Origin of the sequence: Bergeyella anatis, assembly GCF_036016955.1 — a bacterium.
Lineage (GTDB): Bacteria > Bacteroidota > Bacteroidia > Flavobacteriales > Weeksellaceae > JAYWXI01.
Map to the genome: position 1 here is coordinate 41,815 of NZ_JAYWXI010000009.1, position 19,149 is coordinate 60,963.

Annotated in this window: 16 protein-coding genes; 12 read left to right on the forward strand and 4 right to left on the reverse strand. The window is 31.9% G+C overall.

The genetic code is table 11. The features are described from left to right. Positions 1-8 precede the first annotated feature (8 nt). From traK to VQ048_RS07805, 12 genes are all read left to right on the forward strand, one after another. The gene (gene traK, locus VQ048_RS07750; protein ID WP_327611124.1) at positions 9-617 is read left to right on the forward strand and encodes a conjugative transposon protein TraK; all 609 of its coding nucleotides are present in this window, start codon (positions 9-11) and stop codon (positions 615-617) included. Between the two features lie 2 nt (positions 618-619). After that, positions 620-985: a hypothetical protein gene (locus VQ048_RS07755; protein ID WP_327611125.1), complete on the forward strand. Its 366-nt coding sequence runs from the start codon at positions 620-622 to the stop codon at positions 983-985. Continuing rightward, a complete protein-coding gene (gene traM / locus VQ048_RS07760) occupies positions 972-2,171 on the forward strand; it encodes a conjugative transposon protein TraM (protein WP_327611126.1) in 1,200 nt (399 codons plus the stop codon). Before VQ048_RS07755 ends, traM begins: the two co-directional genes overlap by 14 nt. Position 2,172: 1 nt before the next feature. After that, positions 2,173-3,066 (forward strand): DUF4138 domain-containing protein, encoded by an 894-nt coding sequence (locus VQ048_RS07765; RefSeq protein ID WP_327611127.1) that lies wholly within the window; start codon positions 2,173-2,175, stop codon positions 3,064-3,066. Positions 3,067-3,085: 19 nt separating this feature from the next. After that, positions 3,086-5,062: a type IV secretory system conjugative DNA transfer family protein gene (locus VQ048_RS07770; protein WP_327611128.1), complete on the forward strand. Its 1,977-nt coding sequence runs from the start codon at positions 3,086-3,088 to the stop codon at positions 5,060-5,062. An 11-nt stretch (positions 5,063-5,073) separates the two neighbouring features. Then, positions 5,074-5,907 (forward strand): M23 family metallopeptidase, encoded by an 834-nt coding sequence (locus VQ048_RS07775; RefSeq protein ID WP_327611129.1) that lies wholly within the window; start codon positions 5,074-5,076, stop codon positions 5,905-5,907. Position 5,908: 1 nt separating this feature from the next. Beyond that, entirely contained in the window at positions 5,909-6,613 is a 705-nt protein-coding gene (locus VQ048_RS07780) for a hypothetical protein (RefSeq protein WP_327611130.1), read from the forward strand. 6 nt (positions 6,614-6,619) lie between these two features. Then, positions 6,620-8,437 carry a hypothetical protein gene (locus VQ048_RS07785; protein ID WP_327611131.1) on the forward strand — a complete coding sequence of 606 codons (1,818 nt, stop codon included), beginning with the start codon at positions 6,620-6,622 and terminating at the stop codon, positions 8,435-8,437. 69 nt (positions 8,438-8,506) lie between these two features. After that, positions 8,507-9,193, forward strand: coding sequence for a hypothetical protein (locus tag VQ048_RS07790; RefSeq protein ID WP_327611132.1), 687 nt, complete (start codon positions 8,507-8,509; stop codon positions 9,191-9,193). After that, positions 9,190-14,904: a DUF8464 domain-containing protein gene (locus VQ048_RS07795; protein ID WP_327611133.1), complete on the forward strand. Its 5,715-nt coding sequence runs from the start codon at positions 9,190-9,192 to the stop codon at positions 14,902-14,904. The genes VQ048_RS07790 and VQ048_RS07795 overlap by 4 nt, the downstream gene beginning before the upstream one ends. 40 nt (positions 14,905-14,944) lie before the next feature. Beyond that, positions 14,945-15,190: a hypothetical protein gene (locus tag VQ048_RS07800; protein ID WP_253037402.1), complete on the forward strand. Its 246-nt coding sequence runs from the start codon at positions 14,945-14,947 to the stop codon at positions 15,188-15,190. After that, positions 15,177-16,028 carry a zeta toxin family protein gene (locus VQ048_RS07805; protein ID WP_327611134.1) on the forward strand — a complete coding sequence of 284 codons (852 nt, stop codon included), beginning with the start codon at positions 15,177-15,179 and terminating at the stop codon, positions 16,026-16,028. The genes VQ048_RS07800 and VQ048_RS07805 overlap by 14 nt, the downstream gene beginning before the upstream one ends. Before the next feature lie 60 nt (positions 16,029-16,088). Here VQ048_RS07805 and VQ048_RS07810 read toward each other — a convergent pair whose 3' ends face one another. The 4 genes from VQ048_RS07810 to VQ048_RS07825 form a co-directional block, all read right to left on the reverse strand. Then, positions 16,089-17,216, reverse strand: a complete 1,128-nt coding sequence (locus VQ048_RS07810; protein ID WP_327611135.1) for a T9SS type A sorting domain-containing protein — start codon at positions 17,214-17,216, stop codon at positions 16,089-16,091. A gap of 208 nt (positions 17,217-17,424) precedes the next feature. Continuing rightward, positions 17,425-17,934 carry a hypothetical protein gene (locus VQ048_RS07815; RefSeq protein WP_327611136.1) on the reverse strand — a complete coding sequence of 170 codons (510 nt, stop codon included), beginning with the start codon at positions 17,932-17,934 and terminating at the stop codon, positions 17,425-17,427. A gap of 23 nt (positions 17,935-17,957) precedes the next feature. Further along, positions 17,958-18,617: a TraX family protein gene (locus tag VQ048_RS07820; RefSeq protein ID WP_327611137.1), complete on the reverse strand. Its 660-nt coding sequence runs from the start codon at positions 18,615-18,617 to the stop codon at positions 17,958-17,960. Between the two features lie 21 nt (positions 18,618-18,638). After that, entirely contained in the window at positions 18,639-18,950 is a 312-nt protein-coding gene (locus VQ048_RS07825; protein WP_253037406.1) for a hypothetical protein, read from the reverse strand. Positions 18,951-19,149: the final 199 nt, after the last annotated feature.

Genomic DNA, 19,149 nt, shown 5'->3' on the forward strand with positions numbered 1-19,149 from the left:
ATTAATATATGTTGGTAAAAAGTATCGAAAAAAAAATAAACATCAATAAATCGGTTTCTATTTCTGTCATAATAGCAGCTGTAGTGATGATGTTTTCAGTTTTAGTTTTTGCTTATATGCTTATTCTTGATTCTAGAAAAAGTATGTATATTTTGGATAATGGAGTGCCTATTTTGGTAAAACAAACGGACGAACTTTTAAATCGTCCGGTAGAGTATAAATCACAAGTAGAGCTTTTCCATAGGTTGTTCTTTACTCTTCCTCCAGATAATGAATATATCAAGGAAAATGTAGAAAAATCCTTATACCTTATTGACGATAGTGGAAAAAAAGAGTACACCAACCTCAAAGAAAATGGATTTTACAATCAAATCGTTTCCTCAAACTCAATAGCAACTGTAAAAGCAGACTCAATAAAAATAAGTGAAGCTGAAAAAAGATTTATTTATTACGGAACGCAAACTATTAACAGAAAAAGTGTTATGATTATGCGAAAATTGATAACTGAGGGGAGTTTTGAAAATATAACCAGGACTCCTAACAATCCTCACGGTGTCATGCTGAAAAACTGGAAAATAATAGACAATAGTGAGATTTCTTCTCAAGACAAATATTAACCATGAATAAAATAAGAAATAGATTACTGAAAATAAAAGCCTTTGTATACAAAAATCCTAAACGATTTTATAAATATTGGATGGCTATTTTGATTGTCTTATTTGTTTTTTCAACATGGAAAGAGATTTACTACCCATCAAAATATTTTGAATCCACGCAAATCCCTCAAATTCAAAAACAAAGTGACGAAGAAATCGCAGCAATTAAAAAAGAAGAAAAAAGCAAGGAAATGAAAAGTAAGGCTATTCTAAAAGAGTTAGAATACTTGGGTAAAAAAAGAGAAAATAAAATCCTTACGAAAGAGGATAGTGTTCGCGTCGAATATTTAATGAATAAATACAACGAAATAAATCATGAAGGTTTTTGAAAAAATTAACTTTAGGCACCCCAAATATATAATTCCGCTAATTGCTCTTCTGCCGATTCTTTATTTTGGCTCACAAATAATCAGTTTTCAAAATGAAACTAATGAAAAAGATAAGCAAGAGGAACTTTCAACCGGTTTAGGAGAAACGAAGGCCGAAATTTTAGCTAAAAATGAAGCCTACGATGCTTTTTATAGCAACAAGGACAGTCGAACGATGATGGAGGGTTTAGATGATGAGCAAGATAGTTTGCTTTTTTACGAAGAAAACCTTTCCGAAAAAGAGAAAAGATATATTGACTCTCTTAAATGGGCGAAATCTAGAAATAAAAAAAATGAGAATTACATTGATAATAATCAATATTACAAACCACCTTCTAAACAAGAATTCGACAGGGACTATGAAAGGTCTGCGGAGATAATTAGAATGCTCAATGAAGAGGCTTCGGAAAATGGTAGAAGTTCACAAAAAAAGGTTCAAAACTATCAGGTAGAAGAGGAACAAGAAGAGAATCCTATTAAAATGATGCGAGAGCAAATGCTCCTGCTAGATTCATTGGAAAAATCCAAAGACCCAGAGTTTCAGCAAAGATTATTAGCTCAAAATAGACTAAAAAAGAATAAGGCTAAAATGGAAGCATTCCTAAATAGTACTCTTACGGTCAATAAAGCAAGGCTTAATAATCAGTTCAATTCTATTACAAAAGATAAAGAAGACACCTTCATAAAAGCAGTAATTGATGAAAATCTGAAAGGATATTTAGGTAGTAGAATAAGATTTAGACTTTTAGAAGATGTTTATGTAGGAAAGAATAAAATATCTAAAGGAAGTATACTTTATGGACAAATTTCAGGCTTCCAGATGCAAAGGGTAAACCTGAATATTGTTTCTATCCTAAATAATGGAGAAATCCTACCGATAAATCTCACAATTTACGATGTAGATGGTATACAAGGTCTTTATGTTCCCCACTCTGCTTTCAGAGAAATGATGAGAGAGTTAGGTCAAAACTCAATACAAGGGACAAATATGGATAGCGGTGGCGAAGGCTTTTTTACAAGTTTTATTTCTAGAGCCTTTTCCTCTACATCAAGGACTATTGCAAACCTTATAAGACAAAATAAAGTAAAGCTGAAGTATAATTCCTATGTGTATTTAATTAATGACCAACAACTTAAAGAAAATTAATATGAAAAATAACGTGAAACATCTGTTTTTAGTATTGGCAATGATTTGCCTACAACTGACCAATGTAAAAGCTCAAACTGAAAGTAAAGAAATTCAACTGAGGGATTTACCTGTTCTTAATATGTCTGAAGGGGTAAACATTCATATCATTTCCCCTGAACCTATTCAATTCGTTGATTTATCTTCAAATAATATGATCGGAGATTTACCTTCTGAAAATATAGCAAGAATTAAAATTGGACAAGAAGTTTCGGATTCTATACAAATTGGAAAAAAAGAAATTAAAACTCATTTCCAAAATGGAGATGGAGTTGGAGTAATTACTATTGTAGGACAATCCTTTATGGCTCAATATAAAATAATATGGAGAGACAATTTGAATCCAAATGTCCAATCAAACATACACATACAGGCGGAGGATATGCAACCTTTGGAATATCCAAAAGTGAAGTTTTCTCAAATAGAACTTAGAGACCTATGTCTTAACATTCTGAACAAAAAAAAGTCGGAAAAAAAGCCTATAAGAAAGGTTAAAGACCTTAAAATGGTAATGCAATTAAACAATGTTTATGTTCTTGAGGATTATATTTTTATGGATATTACTCTTCTAAATAACTCTAATTTGAATTACGATGTAGATGGTATTAGCTTTTCTATAGAGGATAAAAAAATCTACAAAGCGACTAACAATCAATCTGTAGAAGTAAAACCTGTATATAGGCTCTATGGAACTAAAAAATTCAGAAAAAACTTTAGAAATATTTATGTTTTCAAAAAATTTACCTATCCAAATTCCAAAGTTTTCAATATTCGATTTTTTGAAGAGCAAGTTTCTGGAAGGACTATTGAAATGAAAATGAAATATTCCGATGTTCTCAATGCGGACACTTTCTAACTAAAAAAAACCTAAACTTATGCAAGAGCAACAACACCAAATAAAACTTTATGATTTTCTGCAAAGAGCCGTATATATGGTTGTTGTAATGGACTGCTTGGTATTATTTTTCATGAATGCTAAGATACCCGTTCTTTCCAATCTTCTAAGCTCTTTTGGGAAAATGAAATTTTTCTATCCACCAATTAACGCAAAAATAGCAGTACTGCTTCTTATTGCCATTGTTGCAAGTGGAACAAAGGCAAAGAAGAAAATGGACTTAGATATAACTAAGCATATCATCGCTCCAATAGGTTTAGGTTTGTTACTTATTTTTTCTTCACTATTTTTCCAAGAAGAGGCTGCTATTATTGACGGAGGCATAAAAATAAATTTATATCAGATTTTGTATGCGGTATTTTCATTTGTTGGTGTTGCTATTACTCAAACTGGAGCTGATAGTATATCAAAACTAATGCAACAGAAAATGGGAAAAGACCGTTGGAATGTAGAAGAAGAAAGTTTTGACCAAAATAAAGAATTAGTAAATACAGATACATCGGTAAACATTCCATATTTATTTAGATATAACAGGAAGAATCACAAAGGTTGGATAAACATCAATCCTTTTAGGGGTACCTTGGTATTAGGAACACCAGGTTCGGGTAAATCTTTTGGAGTGATTAATCCTACCATTAGGCAATTAGTAAGTAAAGGATTTTCTCTCTGCATTTATGATTTTAAATTTCCTGATTTAGGACAAATTGCCTATTATCATTATCTTCTCAAAAGGAAAAAAGACCCTACCTATAAACATAATTTTGTAGTTATCAATCTCAATGAAGTGGAAAAATCCAAAAGGGTAAATCCACTAAAAAAAGAATACATTAAAACTTTGGCAGATGCCCAAGAAATGGCGGAAAGTATGGTGTCAGCATTGCAAAAAGGAGGGTCAAGTGCAGGTGGTGGGGCGGACCAGTTCTTTACACAGTCGGCCATCAATTTCCTATCGTCGTGTATCTACTTTTTTGCAACATTTGAAAATGGAAAATTTTCCACATTGCCACACTTACTTTCATTTATGAATAAGTCTTACAAGGAAATCTTTGATACTTTGTTCTCTCACGAGGAACTAACATCTTTACTTTCGCCTTTCAAATCTGCTTACGATAATAAAGCATTTGACCAATTAGAAGGTCAAGTCGGAACACTCAAAATTTTCCTTTCAAGATTGGCTACAAAAGAGAGTTTTTGGGTGTTTTCGGGTGATGAAGTGGAGCTAAAAATTTCGGATAAAGAAAATCCAAGCGTTATGATTTTGGCTTCCAATCCAAGTACTCAAGATATTAATTCGGCTTTATATTCAGCTGTTTTAAATAGAATTTTAAGATTGATAAATGATAAAGGGAATTTACCCTCTGGAGTAATTGCCGATGAGTTTCCGACCATCTACATCCATAAAATTGACAATGTTATTGCAACAGCAAGAAGTAATAAAGTAGCTGTAATGCTAGGGTTGCAAGAGCTTACACAGCTTAGGCAATTCTATAAAAAAGAAATCGCAGAAACCATTTCTTCCATCATAGGAAATATTTTGAGCGGCTCTGCAAGGGACAAAGGAACATTGGAATGGTTAGAAAAGATTTTTGGAAAAATTAAACAAAAAAGTTACTCTCAATCTATTTCAAATCAAGGTACAACTACAAGTATCAACGAAAAAATGGAATCAATGATACCTGCAGGAAAAATCGCAGGATTAAGAACTGGGGAAATGGTCGGAATGATAGCACAAGGGGAAGAAAATGATACTGAAGAGTATAAAACATCAGCTATAAGCGGAAAGATAAATCTTGATATGAAGGAAATAGCAAATGAAGAAACTAACTATAAGCGACTGCCAAGCTATTTTTCTTTCATAGATAAAAAAGGAAAAGATAGAAAAGAAGAAGTGTTAATGACCAATTTTAGAAAAATAAATGCCGAAGTAGATTTAATTGTGAAGTTGAACATCTCCTAAAAACTGAAGTTATGATAAATAAAATTTTGACTTTAAAATTATTCTTGTTGAGCATATATGTTACGGCTCAATTCAATACACTAATCTATAATGCTCCAACAGTAGTTGAAAAGGAAAAAATGGTTTTAGATTCAAAAATTGAAAAGGATAAGGAAGAAGATAAAAAGGAAAAGAAAAATGAAAAGAAACTCTTCAATTTCACTACAAAATCTGAACTGAAAAGGGAAATAGATTCTCTTAAAATGATGATAAAAAATATCAATGCAGAAAAGAAAAATGACCAAAATTTAGAAATAAAAAAATCCTTGCAAGAAGCTCTTATTGAAGTAATGAAAAAAGGTTATAATCATTCGGGGGCTTTACAGTCTGTAAACTCTGTTAAAAAATACGATTATGTAGAGGATTATAAACCGTCTATAGAAATTTCTAAAATTGCGATGCCTGTAAAGGGAAAATTTGTAGTTACATCACCTTTTGGAATGAGAAATCACCCAATAGAAGGTAGAAAAAAAATGCATAATGGAGTTGATTTAAGGGCATATTATGAGAATGTTCATTCGGTTTTAGATGGTGTAGTCACGGAAGTAGGTTATGAAGCAAAAGGAGGAAACTATATAAAAATAAAACATTCCGACAGATTTGAAACAGCTTATCTCCATCTTTCAGAAATGTATTACAAGATAGGGGAAAGAGTGAAAGCAGGTTTTGTGATTGGAAAAAGTGGCAACTCTGGGCGTTCCACCGCTCCACATCTTCATTTTTCTGTAAAAGAATGGGGAAAACATATCAATCCTGTAAAGTTTTTAAACGAATTGATTTTTGCTAATAATTTAATATCTAAATAATATGGAAAACAAGAATTTACCAACCGAAGAATTAAAGAAATATGGAATTATCAACGAGGATAATTCTAGACATCAGAAAATTTCTAAAGATGATTTTGAGAGGTTTACTAACGAAGGCTATACGCTTATCGTTCAAGATAAGGAGAAGCGTGTGAGTTTCCAACTTACAAAGGATAAACAACTGGATGTAAAGCACTATATCATTGATAAGCCTATTGATGATATTTTGGAACAAGCAAAAGATAACCTTATTCAATATGCGATAGAGAAACAATTGGATAAAGACAATGGTACTGTTAAAGATGAAACGCTGAAAGTCTTCATCTACAATTCAAAGGAGAATAATGTAAGTGAGGTGGACTTTTTGAAAAAATCTAAGGAAATTACCGATTTTGTTTTAGAACAAAAGGATATTGAAGAAAGTAAAAAATATAAAGCTCAACTGGAAATGTTGAAAGGCTTTTTGCAGGATAAAATAGATAAGTTCCCTGAAGTGGCAAAATACATAGCTAATGATATGAACATTGTTTCTAAAAATATTAGCCGAATAGATGATGCCACCCCAAATGAAGAACAGGCTCGAGAGCAAAAGAATACAAAAGTACAGCTGAATGTAAACGACCCTGACCTTTATCAGGATGCTAATCAAGAAAGGGAAGATGTTTGGGAAAGAGAACAGGAGCAAAAAACAAGGTTCAAAAGGTAAATACTTATGGCTGAATTATCATTTAAAGACAAATATGTTACTCCTCTAACTAGAGGATATAAAGATTTTGTTCAAGAGATGGAAAATACCTCGCCTGAACAATTTTATATGGATGGAGAGAGAGAGTTTACTCTCGAAGAAAAAAAATATCTTAAAATTTATAATCATAAACAAGGAATTATTACTCAAGAACAGGAGCAAGTAGAAAGGATAAATCCAAATATAGAAAATATCAGTTCTAAAGCTCTTATTGATGCTAATTACTTCAAAAATTTAGATTCAAATAAACAAAAAGAGGTTGAGGATTATTTGGAGAAAAAAGGAATAGAGAAGATTAGCGTCCAAAACCCATTTGAAGGAAATGAAATTGATTTTTTCGTTGGAAAATATATCATTAGGGATTTAGAAAACTTAAAAACAAATGTTGAAAGTTTACAAAAAAATGGGGTAACAAGTTTTAAAATAGCAGAAGTATTTCATCAAGGAGATAATGAGCTTGATGTGGATTGGTTATCAAAAAGAAACTTCAACATTAAGGAAATTAAATATAATCTTAGTGATGATATTAGAGATTTGAAATTGGAAGAAGTAAATTACGAAAGAGTTAATAATTTATCCTCCAAAAATTCTGAATTATTTATCAGTACAGATTATTTGTTAGAAATAATAAATGACAAATCAATTTTGTTTCCATACTTGGCTAGATACGATGAAGTAGACTTATTCATAGAACCAAATAATTTGTATGAAATAAATTCAACTGTTAATGAAATACTAGAAATTAACTTAAAAGAAAATAATAAAATGGAAGTTTCAGAAAAAGTAGAAAGCCTTATAGGTCAGATAGCTAATACCAAAGATGACAATTTAGGGCATAAGGTAAAACTTTTCAATGAGTTATCCGATACTGAAAAAGCCTTTTTTAAAGAAAATGCGAAAGAAATTGCAATAAAAAGTATTGCAGAGATACAAGAGGGTATCAGCGATGAAGAAAAACAAACAATTTCACAAAAGTTTGATATTTTTTTTGAACTTGAACAGGTACAGCCCCAAAAGACCTATGAGCAAGAAGAAGTTATCGGTTATCTGAAAAATCAACTTATGTATCTTGGCTTTGGGAAAGAAGAAAAACTGCATAAAGATTTAGAAAAGGGTGTTTTGGAAACTCAAAATGGAGAGAAATTTCAGATTGCTACAAAATACGATAAAGCATTAGAAGGGAATGAAGCTCATTTCATTATAAATTTTCATAAGTCAGAACAAGGAGGCGTTTATCTTAATTCATTTAAAGGTGTATTGAAAGAGGGGAATACTGGAGAGGAGAGGATACATTCTTTTGGAGCAAATAAATTCACTGCGAAAGAAGCTATTAACCTATTAGAGGGGAGGGCTATTAAAACACAATTCACGAACAAACTTACAAATGAACAAGACGATGTTTTTGTGAAGCTCAAGCTAAAAGAAGAGAAAAATGAATTTGGTAATTATCAAATGCAAATATATAACAAAGGATATGGGATAAACACCGAAGACATTGTAAATAAATCTCAATTAGTTTTTGATGGCGAGAATGCAGAAGAAATAAAGGAATTGGTCATTAAATCTTTGGAAAAAGGCAATGTGGTCAATGTGAAATTCAGAAATGACGACAACAAGGAAATGCAAGGAAAAGCCATTTTCAATCCGCAATATAAAACGATTAATCTGTACGATGAACAGATGAATCGCATAAATACCAATAAACCCATAAGGGGTTTGGAAGCGGATAGACAACAAGAAAAAAGTAATGCTAGGGAGTACAGCAGAGGGCGGAATCCTCATTAGTTGATGTTTTGTTTGTAAGGATAATGGGCTATTTCGGTAGCCCTATCCTGTATATAATCGGTAAAAAATATGAAAAACTACATTTTATATAGCTTTATAATATTTCTGTCATCTTGCAATAAAGAGAAAGTAATGGCAGAAAAGGGAGGGATAGACATTATTTCTAACATCTATTTCAATGCTTCAAAGGGACTTGACAGTATGAAATCTTATCATATTTCAAGCATCAATTTTGATAAAAACAGAATTATAGAAGTTGTTCCCGATATGGAATATCCCGAACTATATTCCCAAATTTTCTTTATCAAAGATAGCCTTTGTTATCCATTAGGAGAATTTGAAGAGGCCAAGAAAATTTCTATTTCAGAAAAATTAAAGAATGGAAAGCCTTTTAATGTATATGAAAAGGAAATAGGGGCTGTATTTGACAATGGCCACATTTTGAATTTTCACATAAGAAAGGCTCTTAAAGACACTACTATATTCAACCGGGAATATCGAAGATTTGAAATAAAATCGCCAAAATCTTATACTCGTTACTATGTTCTCAAAAACGATACCATTTTGCCTTATGCCCTCTATAGAAAGAACGAAAAAGAAATGGGCGGAAGATTAGAACGGATAGATTCCTACGACAAGATGAATGATATTTTTGTGACTATGCAACTTATTCCACGCAAAGAATGGGATATAGAAGCCAAAGAGATTTTTGAGTATGACCAATTTGTTAATTCTAAAAACCAAAAAAAGAAATGAAATATACCTCTGAAGAAATAAAACATATTACTGACAATGCGTCTGTATTAGATTATTTCTTGTATTTGGAGAAAGCAGGAAGGATAAAGTTTGAGCGAAAAACTGGACACGATTATTATTTCCGAACAGGCACCAATAAGTTTTCAGTATCCGAAAAAAGATGGTATGATTATAAAAATCAAATAGGGGGTGGAATAGTAAAAGCCGTAATGTCTTTGGAAAATAAATCTTGGAAAGAAACGATTGATTTTTTAAAGGATTTTAATAATATTCAGCTAGATAGAGATTTAGCAGAAAGAAAAGCAAACTGGAAAAAGCAAGGCGAACAAAAAGCCAATATTGAACTCCAAAAAACTTTGAAGCCTAATAATGGTAATTTGATTGATTATTTTGCTGAAAGGGGAATTGAGCGTGATATTTTGGAAAAATACACAGAACAAGTTCATTATAAAATAAATGATAAATATTATTTTGGTATTGGAATTAAGAATGAAGCAGGGGGTTACGAGATAAGAAATCCTTACTTAAAATCCAAAATAGGTGCAAACGATATTACCATTAAGAAAGGAGAAAAAGGAGATGAATTAATGGTATTTGAAGGAATGACTGATATGCTTTCGTTCCTACAAATGCAGAAAAATAAAGGTTTAGAAACTAAAAGAACCCTTGTAATCCTTAATTCAGTGACCAACACTAATAAGTTTTTAGAACGATACAAAGACTTTTCGGGCAAGGTGTTTTTGGCATTAGATAGAGATGATGCTGGGGATTTATCTACCAAACAAATTATAGATGGTTTACCGAATGCGAATACTAAAGATATACGCCAAATTTTGGGTTTGGAGTATAAGCAAGATTTAAACGATTTTTTGCTTAAAACCTTTGATATTCATGAAAATACAACTAAATTAGCAGGAGTAAATAAAACACAAAATGAACACGAAAAACCAACTCGATCCACAGAAATTCCCCCATCTGAGTCAGTGGGAAACAAACAAATTGAACCAAACCATCGAGAGTTTGACCAAACAAGCCAATCCAAGCAAAGAAGTGATAACGGAGGAAGACAAAATATGGTCAACAATGATGTTGGAAATGGATTTGACACATCAGAGCGGAGTGATTTGGGAAGTACAGGAAGAGGACAAGACACTGGAACTCCTGCAAATTCACAACCGAAAAATGATGAAATACCTAGGTTGGTACAAGAAGAAAAGAGCCGACAAACTGGCGATAGCTTGGAATTTCGAGAGGGAACAGATGGACGACAGAGCCGAAATGAGAATAGTATCACTCGAAAGAATGATACTACACATTACAGGGATAACAGCGGAAGAAGTGTTCTACCACATAGAACAGATGCCAACTTACGAGGAGGATTAACTAACGAACAGATTACTGAACTTATAAATTCAGTAACGGAAATTTCAGACAGAAAAGAGGTGCTTCTTAAGGGAGAAATACCTATTTCTGTAAAAGATGCAGCATCTCAATATAAAAGTGGAGGCATTACAAAAGATGGGCGAGGTATTTTAGATGAATACTATACCGCTCACGAAATAGTTGATGTTGTTCGCAATCTTATCAAAGATAATTTTAAAGGGAAAACAGAAATTTCAGTTTTAGAGCCATCTGCCGGCACAGGAAATTTCTTACACGCCACAAAAGATTTAGGCGTAAAAACTAATATTACAGCATTCGAGATTAACGAAACGACTGCCAAAATAGCAAAAATTCTCTATCCCAAAGCCAATATCAATTTTAGGTCTTTTGAATCGGAATTTATAACTGATGATGGACAGAAGAAGTCCCCAGTAGCAAAATATGATTTGGTTATTGGCAATCCACCTTATGGGCAACACAGAGGTTTTTACAAAGGCTTAGGCGAAGAGGAGAAAATTTCACGATACGAAGATTATTTTGTAAAGCGTTCTCTTGATGTTCTAAAAGATGGGGGCGTTCTTGCTATGGTCCTCCCAAGTGGGTGGCTCAATCGTCAAAAAGACAGTAAAGGAACGCTTCTAATGGATGCCTATCGTTTGCCTAATGGTGTGTTTAAAGGCACGGATATAGGCACGGATATTATTATATTGAAAAAAGACAGCTTTCAAGAAAATATAGATTTTTCAAATTATTTTAATGAAAACCCTGAAAAAATTTTAGGAGAAATTACAACTAAAACCAATCAATGGGCAAAAGAGGTGGAGTATGTAAAAGGTTCTTTGGATAGTGCCTTGGAAATTATTCAATCTTTCATTCAGCAAAATGAAAAACAAAAGCAAAAACAAGCCGAACAGGTAAAGGAGATAAAAGAAGTGATAGGCGATTTGTGGGGAGAATGGACACAAGAAGAACAAAAGGAAGTGCAGAAAGAAAAATCTGTTGCCCTATCCGAAGAACAACCTAAAAAAGAACAGACAGAATGGGATATTGAATTAGAAAAAGCAAAAAAAAATCTTACCAAAGCATTGGAGGGTTTGGAAGGGATGAAGTTTAAATCGTCTGCGGTTAAAAATAAAATTGTACATTATAGGGATTTAAGAGCTGACCTACACAACAAATCAAAAGATTTTACATTAGATGATTTAAAGGATATTTCCGAGAAAACAGAGAAAACCATTAAGCTCAAAAATAATATTGCTTATAGTTCCGAATATTTGGTTCAAAATAAGCCCGAGATAAAAAAAGGGGTTTTAAAATATCAATTTCAAAAACAAGATGAAATTGTAGATACTAAAAATCAAGGCAAGTTCAATCATTTGTCAGATGAAGAGATAGAACTTTTCCGACAAACCGACTATGATGGTAGTTTGCCTTATAACCACGAGTACAAAGAATACATCAACTATGTAGGTGGAAAATGGGTGCATAACTTCTATTATACAGAGGGCGACATTTATGAAAAATTAGCCCAACTAGAAAGCCTCTATCAAAAAGGAAAATTGGATAATGATGAATACGAAAATGAGCGGCAGTATAGGAAACAAAAAGAACTTTTAGAGAGCGTTCTTCCAAAAAAGAAAGGGTTAGATGATATTATCATTTCTCCTAATCACGAATTTGTTCATCAGTTCATTTTAGGACAAGTAGAAAAAGAGAAAAATTGGAGAAATCCACTTACTAAACAATGGGAATATGAAAAATTAACAGTAGATTATAGCCTTGCGGACAAATTTCAAGATTTTGTCAGAAGTCTCCCTAATGAAGCTTTTGGACAGTCTAATTCTTGGGAAGTCAATTCATTTGTTCGTAATGAAACGGTTACAGGTAGTGATAAAGCAAGAAATGCTGAAGTAAGAGAACGAAGAAAAGAAGTCGCTAACAACCTTTTCTATAAATTCGTTCGAGAAGAATTAGATGATGAGCTAAAGGAAAGGTTTGTTAACGAATTTAATAGAAAGTATAACAATATTCATATTCCAAATTACAAAGAATTTCCATTGTTTTCTAAAATTCATAAAAATTTTAAGGGTAATCCATTAAGGATTACCGAAGTTCAGAAAGCAGGTATTGGACGATTAACTACAAAAGGAGTAGGGCTTCTAGCACACGAAGTGGGGTTTGGTAAAACCTTATCGGGAGTTCTAGCGATGCACGAAGCAATGGAAAGAGGTAATGCTAAACGACCTTTAATCGTTGTGCCTAATGATAGTATTTTAAAACAATGGGTAGAAACTATTTTTGAAACCATTCCTGAAGCTAAAGTCAATGTTTTGGGAAATCTTGGGAAAAATTATGACCTTTCAAAATTTGATAATAAAGATGGAGAAATTACTCTTGTAACTTATGAAGGATTTAATAATATTGGCTTCTCTAAAGAAACTACCGAGAGATTGGCAAATAAATTCTCGTACATTTCCAAAAACGAAACTAAAGTTCTGAAATTTTCAGAACGAGATATTCAAATGGAAATAAAAAAACGGGAGGAAATTCAAGGAAAAATTAAAAAAGGTAAAATATATGATTGGGAAGACTTTGGATTTGACCATCTAACCTTTGATGAAGTCCACAATGCTAATCATATTATAGGAAAAGTAAGAATCGAAGACCGTCGTTTTGCGTCGGACTTCAGAAATCAAAGCCAAGTTACTTCTCTTTTGGGAATAAATACTTGGGTAGCTTCTCAATACATTCAAGAACAAAATGACGGTAGAAATGTTGTTCTTCTTTCTGCAACGCCTTTTACAAATAAGCCACTTGAATATTATTCTATTTTGTCACTCATTGCCAATAAACGATTGGAGGAATCAGGTTATTTTAATGTCAATACCTTTTTTGAAACCTTTATGGAGGCAGACAATGAAATGGAGATTGATGCTAAAGGAGACATCAAATATAAAATGAATGTTAGGAGGTTTAAAAACAATGCTTTATTTCAGCAACTTTTGGGTGAATTTATTGATATTAAAGGCGAAGAGGATAATCCCGAACTGAAACGACCAAATAGAATCAATAAGGAATATAAAGTTGAGCAAAATAGTTTGACAGAAAAAGAATACGAAAATCTAAATGCGAGTTTTGATGAGAGTGCAGATGGAGCGATTTTAACCCATATATTGAATGCCAGGCTTATTGCACTTTCTCCCTATTTATCTAAGTTTTACGAAGGACAAAAACCAACAATGGAAGAGTTTGTAGAAAATTCTCCAAAGTTGAAAACTACAATAGATTTAATAGCTCAAAACAAAAAAGATAAACCAGAAGCAGGACAAATCATTTATTCTGAATTGGGAATTTCCGAATTTCCAAAGATAAAGGAGTATCTAATCGCTAAAGTTGGCTACAAACCAAACGAAGTGGAAATGATTACTGGAGCTACTTCCAAAAATAAGAGGTTAGAAATTCAAGAAAAATTTAACCAAGGAAAAATCAAAATAATTTTGGGAAGTGAAGCTATACAGGAAGGAATGAACCTTCAGATGAATACTTCTGATATGTATCTTTTAACTTTACCGTACAATTTTACCTCGCTGAGACAGGTAGAAGGCAGAGCTTGGAGGCAAGGTAATAAATGGGAAAATGTTCGTATCAATTTTATGTTAACAAACGATAGTATTGATGTTTTTATGTTACAAAAACTTCAAGCTAAACAAAGCCGATATATGGAAGCAATGAAGAACGGAGCTAATATTATAGATGTTTCTGATGTAGACACACAGGAATTGAAAACAGCTATCATTACCGACCCTGAATTAAGGGCAAGAATAGAAATAGAAGTAGTAAAAAAGAAATTTGAAAGTCAAAAAAATAGACAATCATCTGAATTGGGTTATATTTCTCGTAAATTTAAAAAATATACCGAAAGCGAAGAGTTTAAAAAAGTCCAAAGGCTTAAAGATGATATTGAGCAATATACAGAATGGGCTAAAGATGATAAGTATTGGGCTGACATGTTAAAATCTGCAAAAGAAAATTTGGCTAATGCAGAAGAAAATTTAAAAGAGCTTATTGATAGCCTTGCTAAACAAGGTGTCAATGTAGAAGCTTTTAAAGAACAACAAAGAATGACAGAAGAAAAAATCGCTGAACTCGATAGGGTAATTCAAGAGGATTTACCAAAAATGGAGGAAGAACTGATAAAGAAATATAAAGAAGAAAAAGCTGAACAACTTCGGAAATCTCCCCTTAACTTTGTGGAAGAACGAGCCGAAGAAAATAAAACATTTTTCAAATTAGTTCATATAGAAAAAGTGAATACATTTAAAAGATAATTATCATTTATTTTGTATCTTTGTGTACCAAAAGATAAATATGGAATACCCTATCAGTTTAGACACCGCACTTTCTATAGTTGGTTCTTTGAAAGTGAAAACTATGAAAGAAAAATCTAATGCTCATAATGAAGATGAAAGAAAGGAATTAGATGATAAAATTAGAATGTACCTCCAAGAAGAGAGAATTTTGTATGGAACGGATGAGTATAATAGGATGTCAGTAATGGATAAAGTTGTGAATTACTATAGTCCTCTAATAAAACAATTAAATGGATTTACATAGAGTAAAAAAAATTTATCAGCAAGAAAAAGAAAATTTACTTCTTGATTTAAAGCCACAGGATAAACCTTTGGCTTTTATTTTGGGAGGACAACCTGCATCGGGGAAAAGTAATTTGGCCAATGTGGTAATTAGCCAATTTCCAAATGCTAACTTTTTGTTCGTAAATGGGGATATTTATAGAGAGTTTCATCCACAGGCAAGAGACTTGATAAAAGACCCTCATACTTATTCCGAGAAAACACAAATTTTTTCTAATTTTTTCACGGAAGAGTTAATAAAAGAAGCGATAAAGAATAAATATAACATCATTGTAGAAGGGACAATGAGAAATCCGCAAGTTCCTCTGAATACTGCTAAAATGTTCAAGGAAAACGGATTTTATGTAGAAGCACTGGCAATTTCTGCACCTGCTATTTTTACTGAAATAGGTTTATATACAAGATATCAAGAAGAAATTAATTTTCAAGGGGTAGGAAGATTGGCTGACATAAAATCTCATCATTCTGCTGTAGAGGGCATATTGAATTCTTTAGATGCACTATACGATGAAAAAGTAGTGGATAAAATCCAAATATATTCATACCAAGGCAAAAGTCACATCATTACTTTTGAGCAAAAAAATGAGCAATGGAACTATGATGTTCTACCATCCGAAGAAGTCATTTATTCTCGAGAGAAACAATTAAAGGACAAAGAAATGATTGGGAGTATTATCCAGCGAGGAGATAAGGCATTAGAAAATATGAATGCAGAAATAAAAAACAATCTTATTGCTTTGATAAACGAACTAGAAAACCATATGGAGAATATCGAGAGGAGAAAATTTTACAGAAGGTAAAACAATGAAAAAATCCCCTTTTTTTGGGGATTTTTTAGTGGAGTCTAAAATAACTCTTAATCATTCTTTGATGAATTTATCCGTATGAGTAGAACCTTGTTCTGTTGATATTATGAGTATGTAGACGCCTACGGGTAAATCCGAAATGTTTAGATTTTGATTGCTTGGATTGAATGTTCTTACAAGCTGCCCTGTAGTGGTGTAAATACTTATTGTTTTAATTCTACTACTACTTTTGGTAGATTTTATAATTAAGTTATCTCTTACCGGGGAAGTAACTATGAATTCTTTTTCATAATAGTGATTCTTTTTCACGGATAGGGATGAATGATCACAATTCCAATTTGCAGTTTCATCTTTAATAAAAGAATGGGGATAAATAATTATTGAAGGAGGAAGCTGAATGCAGGTTAGGTAAGGATTATTGTTCACTACGAGACTGCTTTGCAATTCAATATTATTTTTCAAATCTAGCAATCCTTCTAAATGATTATTAGAAAGGTCTAAATCTTCTAAAAGCTGGTTTTGAGACAAATCTATTGATGACAGTTGATTTGCAGATGAAAATAACTCGATGAGTTTTCTGTTGAGAGATAAATCAATTTGGGTTAATTTGTTATTGGACAATAGCAAGGAGATTAATTCGGTATTGGCCTTTAAATCTATTGACGAAATTTCATTATAAGAAACATCCAATAATACGAGATTGTTGAGATTTGAGACATTTATGGTTTTCAAATTATTTGTTCTGATCGAGAGTATCTTAATTTTCAAATTATTTGAAAAATCTATTTCGGAAATATTGTTATCATTTAAGTATAATTTCTCCAAAAGCTGGTTTTGAGACAAGTCTATTGATGACAGTTGATTTGCATTTACGGATAATTCTTTTAATTTCAAATTATTAGATAGATCTATTGATGTCAATTGATTTCTATCTAATCTTAACGATGTCAGATTTGCAAAGTGTTCAATACCCGTAAGGTCTTTAATATCGTTATAGATGTGAATTTTTGTAGTGGAAAGAGCCTCTTCGATGGAGATTTCTTCGTCTCCATCCGTATTAATCTCAGGATTGTTAATAAGTGCTGCTTTGAAATTTGCATCGGGGAAATTTACATAGTTTTGAGAAAAGAACATTGTTGCAGAAAGAAAAGCAGCAATCGTAAAGATAAATTTTAAATTCATTTTGGTAATATTTTAAACTGTTATTTTTTCTTTAGGCAAAATTCTTAATTTATTAACAAAACAACAATAAAAAACAAAAAAATAATATTTATTATTAAATAAAGTCATTTAATATTATTAATAACATAAAAAAGAAAAATGTAAAAATGTTTTTTAATAACTTTTAATAGCTTTGTTTAAAAAAAGAGGGGATTGTTCCCCCTCTTCCTTACCATTCAATTTTGTTGTGTAGAAGAAAATCTTTCCATCTGAATTTGTTTTCATCTTCTTTGTCTTTATTAAAAAACTCTAACTGGTGTTCCGTTACGCTATCTAGTGTTTTTTTCCAAAGCCATTTTTTAACTTTGATACGGAATTTTCCATCTTCGGCATCTTGGGGGAGTTCTTCTATTTCTGCCACTTGCGATTTAGGTAAAAATGCCCACGGATTTAGACTTATTTTTTGCAAAGATGCAGAAAGAATAATCTTATAAGCCTTTTCCATTTCCTCATATTCATAAACATAAAGCCAAACATATTCCTCTGCAGGTGGATTTTTCAGTTCTTCAAGTTTTTTATCCCAAGTTTCCTGTTCTACTGATAGAGTATTATCATTCTCTTCTACTTTGGCTTTTGGCAACCAAAACTGTATCCTCTTATCCATTTCTTCCACAAAAGCCTCTATCAAAAAGGCATATTCTGTAGCTTTCACTACTTTGTAATTTTCAAATAATTTCATTTTGTTAGTTTTTTGAATAGTGTTTATTTAATGATAAATATTTTGATGACAGAAAAAAGAAGCAAATGCACAGCATAGAAAGAGTAAAAAATCTTCCCTGTTTTTATGCCTTGTTTTCCATTATAGAAGGCTATCGGAAGAAAAGCCAATCCACTCCACATTTGTAAATAATTGACAAAAAATGTAGCGAATGATGATAAAATTTGAATGAAAATTAACTTAAATTCCATTTTTTTCATCAAATAAAAGGCATAAATAACCATTAGTCCATAAGTACCGTAGTCAGCTTTTAATAAGTCTATCACGAAAAATGTAGCAATGATAACGGCTATTTTTTTTATTCTCGTTTTGCTGTTTTTAACCTGATAAATTCCGAATGCAGAGAGAAGTAAAGTGAAGAATACATTTTGTTTCTCAAGGTTGAAAAGTTCCCCTGTCATCGCCAAATCAAAAGGTATTTCTGAAATCAAAGCCCAAATTAAAAGCCTTTTTAAATATCCTTTAAAATCCTTTGTGTGTTCTACACCTTCCACTAATAGGAATGCGAATAACATAAACGCAATTCTCCCAATTATTCTATAAATCTCTTCTTGTGGAAAAAATATCAAGCCAAAATGGTCTATTATCATTGTTATGATGGCTATCATTTTCAGATGAAAAGCGGTAATAATTTGCAGTTTCATATTGCTTGATTTTAGAGGATTTTAATCTTCAATTTTATATTTTTGAAGATTATTTTCTTCAACTATTTCGTAGAACTTTTTATTGATGAAATCAATATCATCTTCAAATACAAAAGGGGAGTTTAATTTTATGAAACGATGCCACTCTCCATTTACAAATGCAAATCTGTGACAATCTAAATATAGAAAATCTGTTTGTCTATTATGGAATTGTTCCATAGATTTATAGGAATTAAATTCTTTTGATTTCAGCTCTGAGCCACCTATCCAATATTCTAATTTGAAAGCCGTAGCATCTTCAAATCGGATTATCTTTTTAAATGTCTTTGTCATTTTCAAAGTTGTTTTAATAGATGAATTTGGTCAGATTTCCTTTAGTTTTTTAACCTCACTTCTCCTGCCATTAGTGCTTCTTGTAGGTAAATTTCGTATTTCTTTTTGTTGTATTCGGTATTTACAACCCAACCATCATCGGTAAAAGTCCAATCCAAAACCAACATTTCTTTATAGGCTCTTATTAAGAACTCCTGTT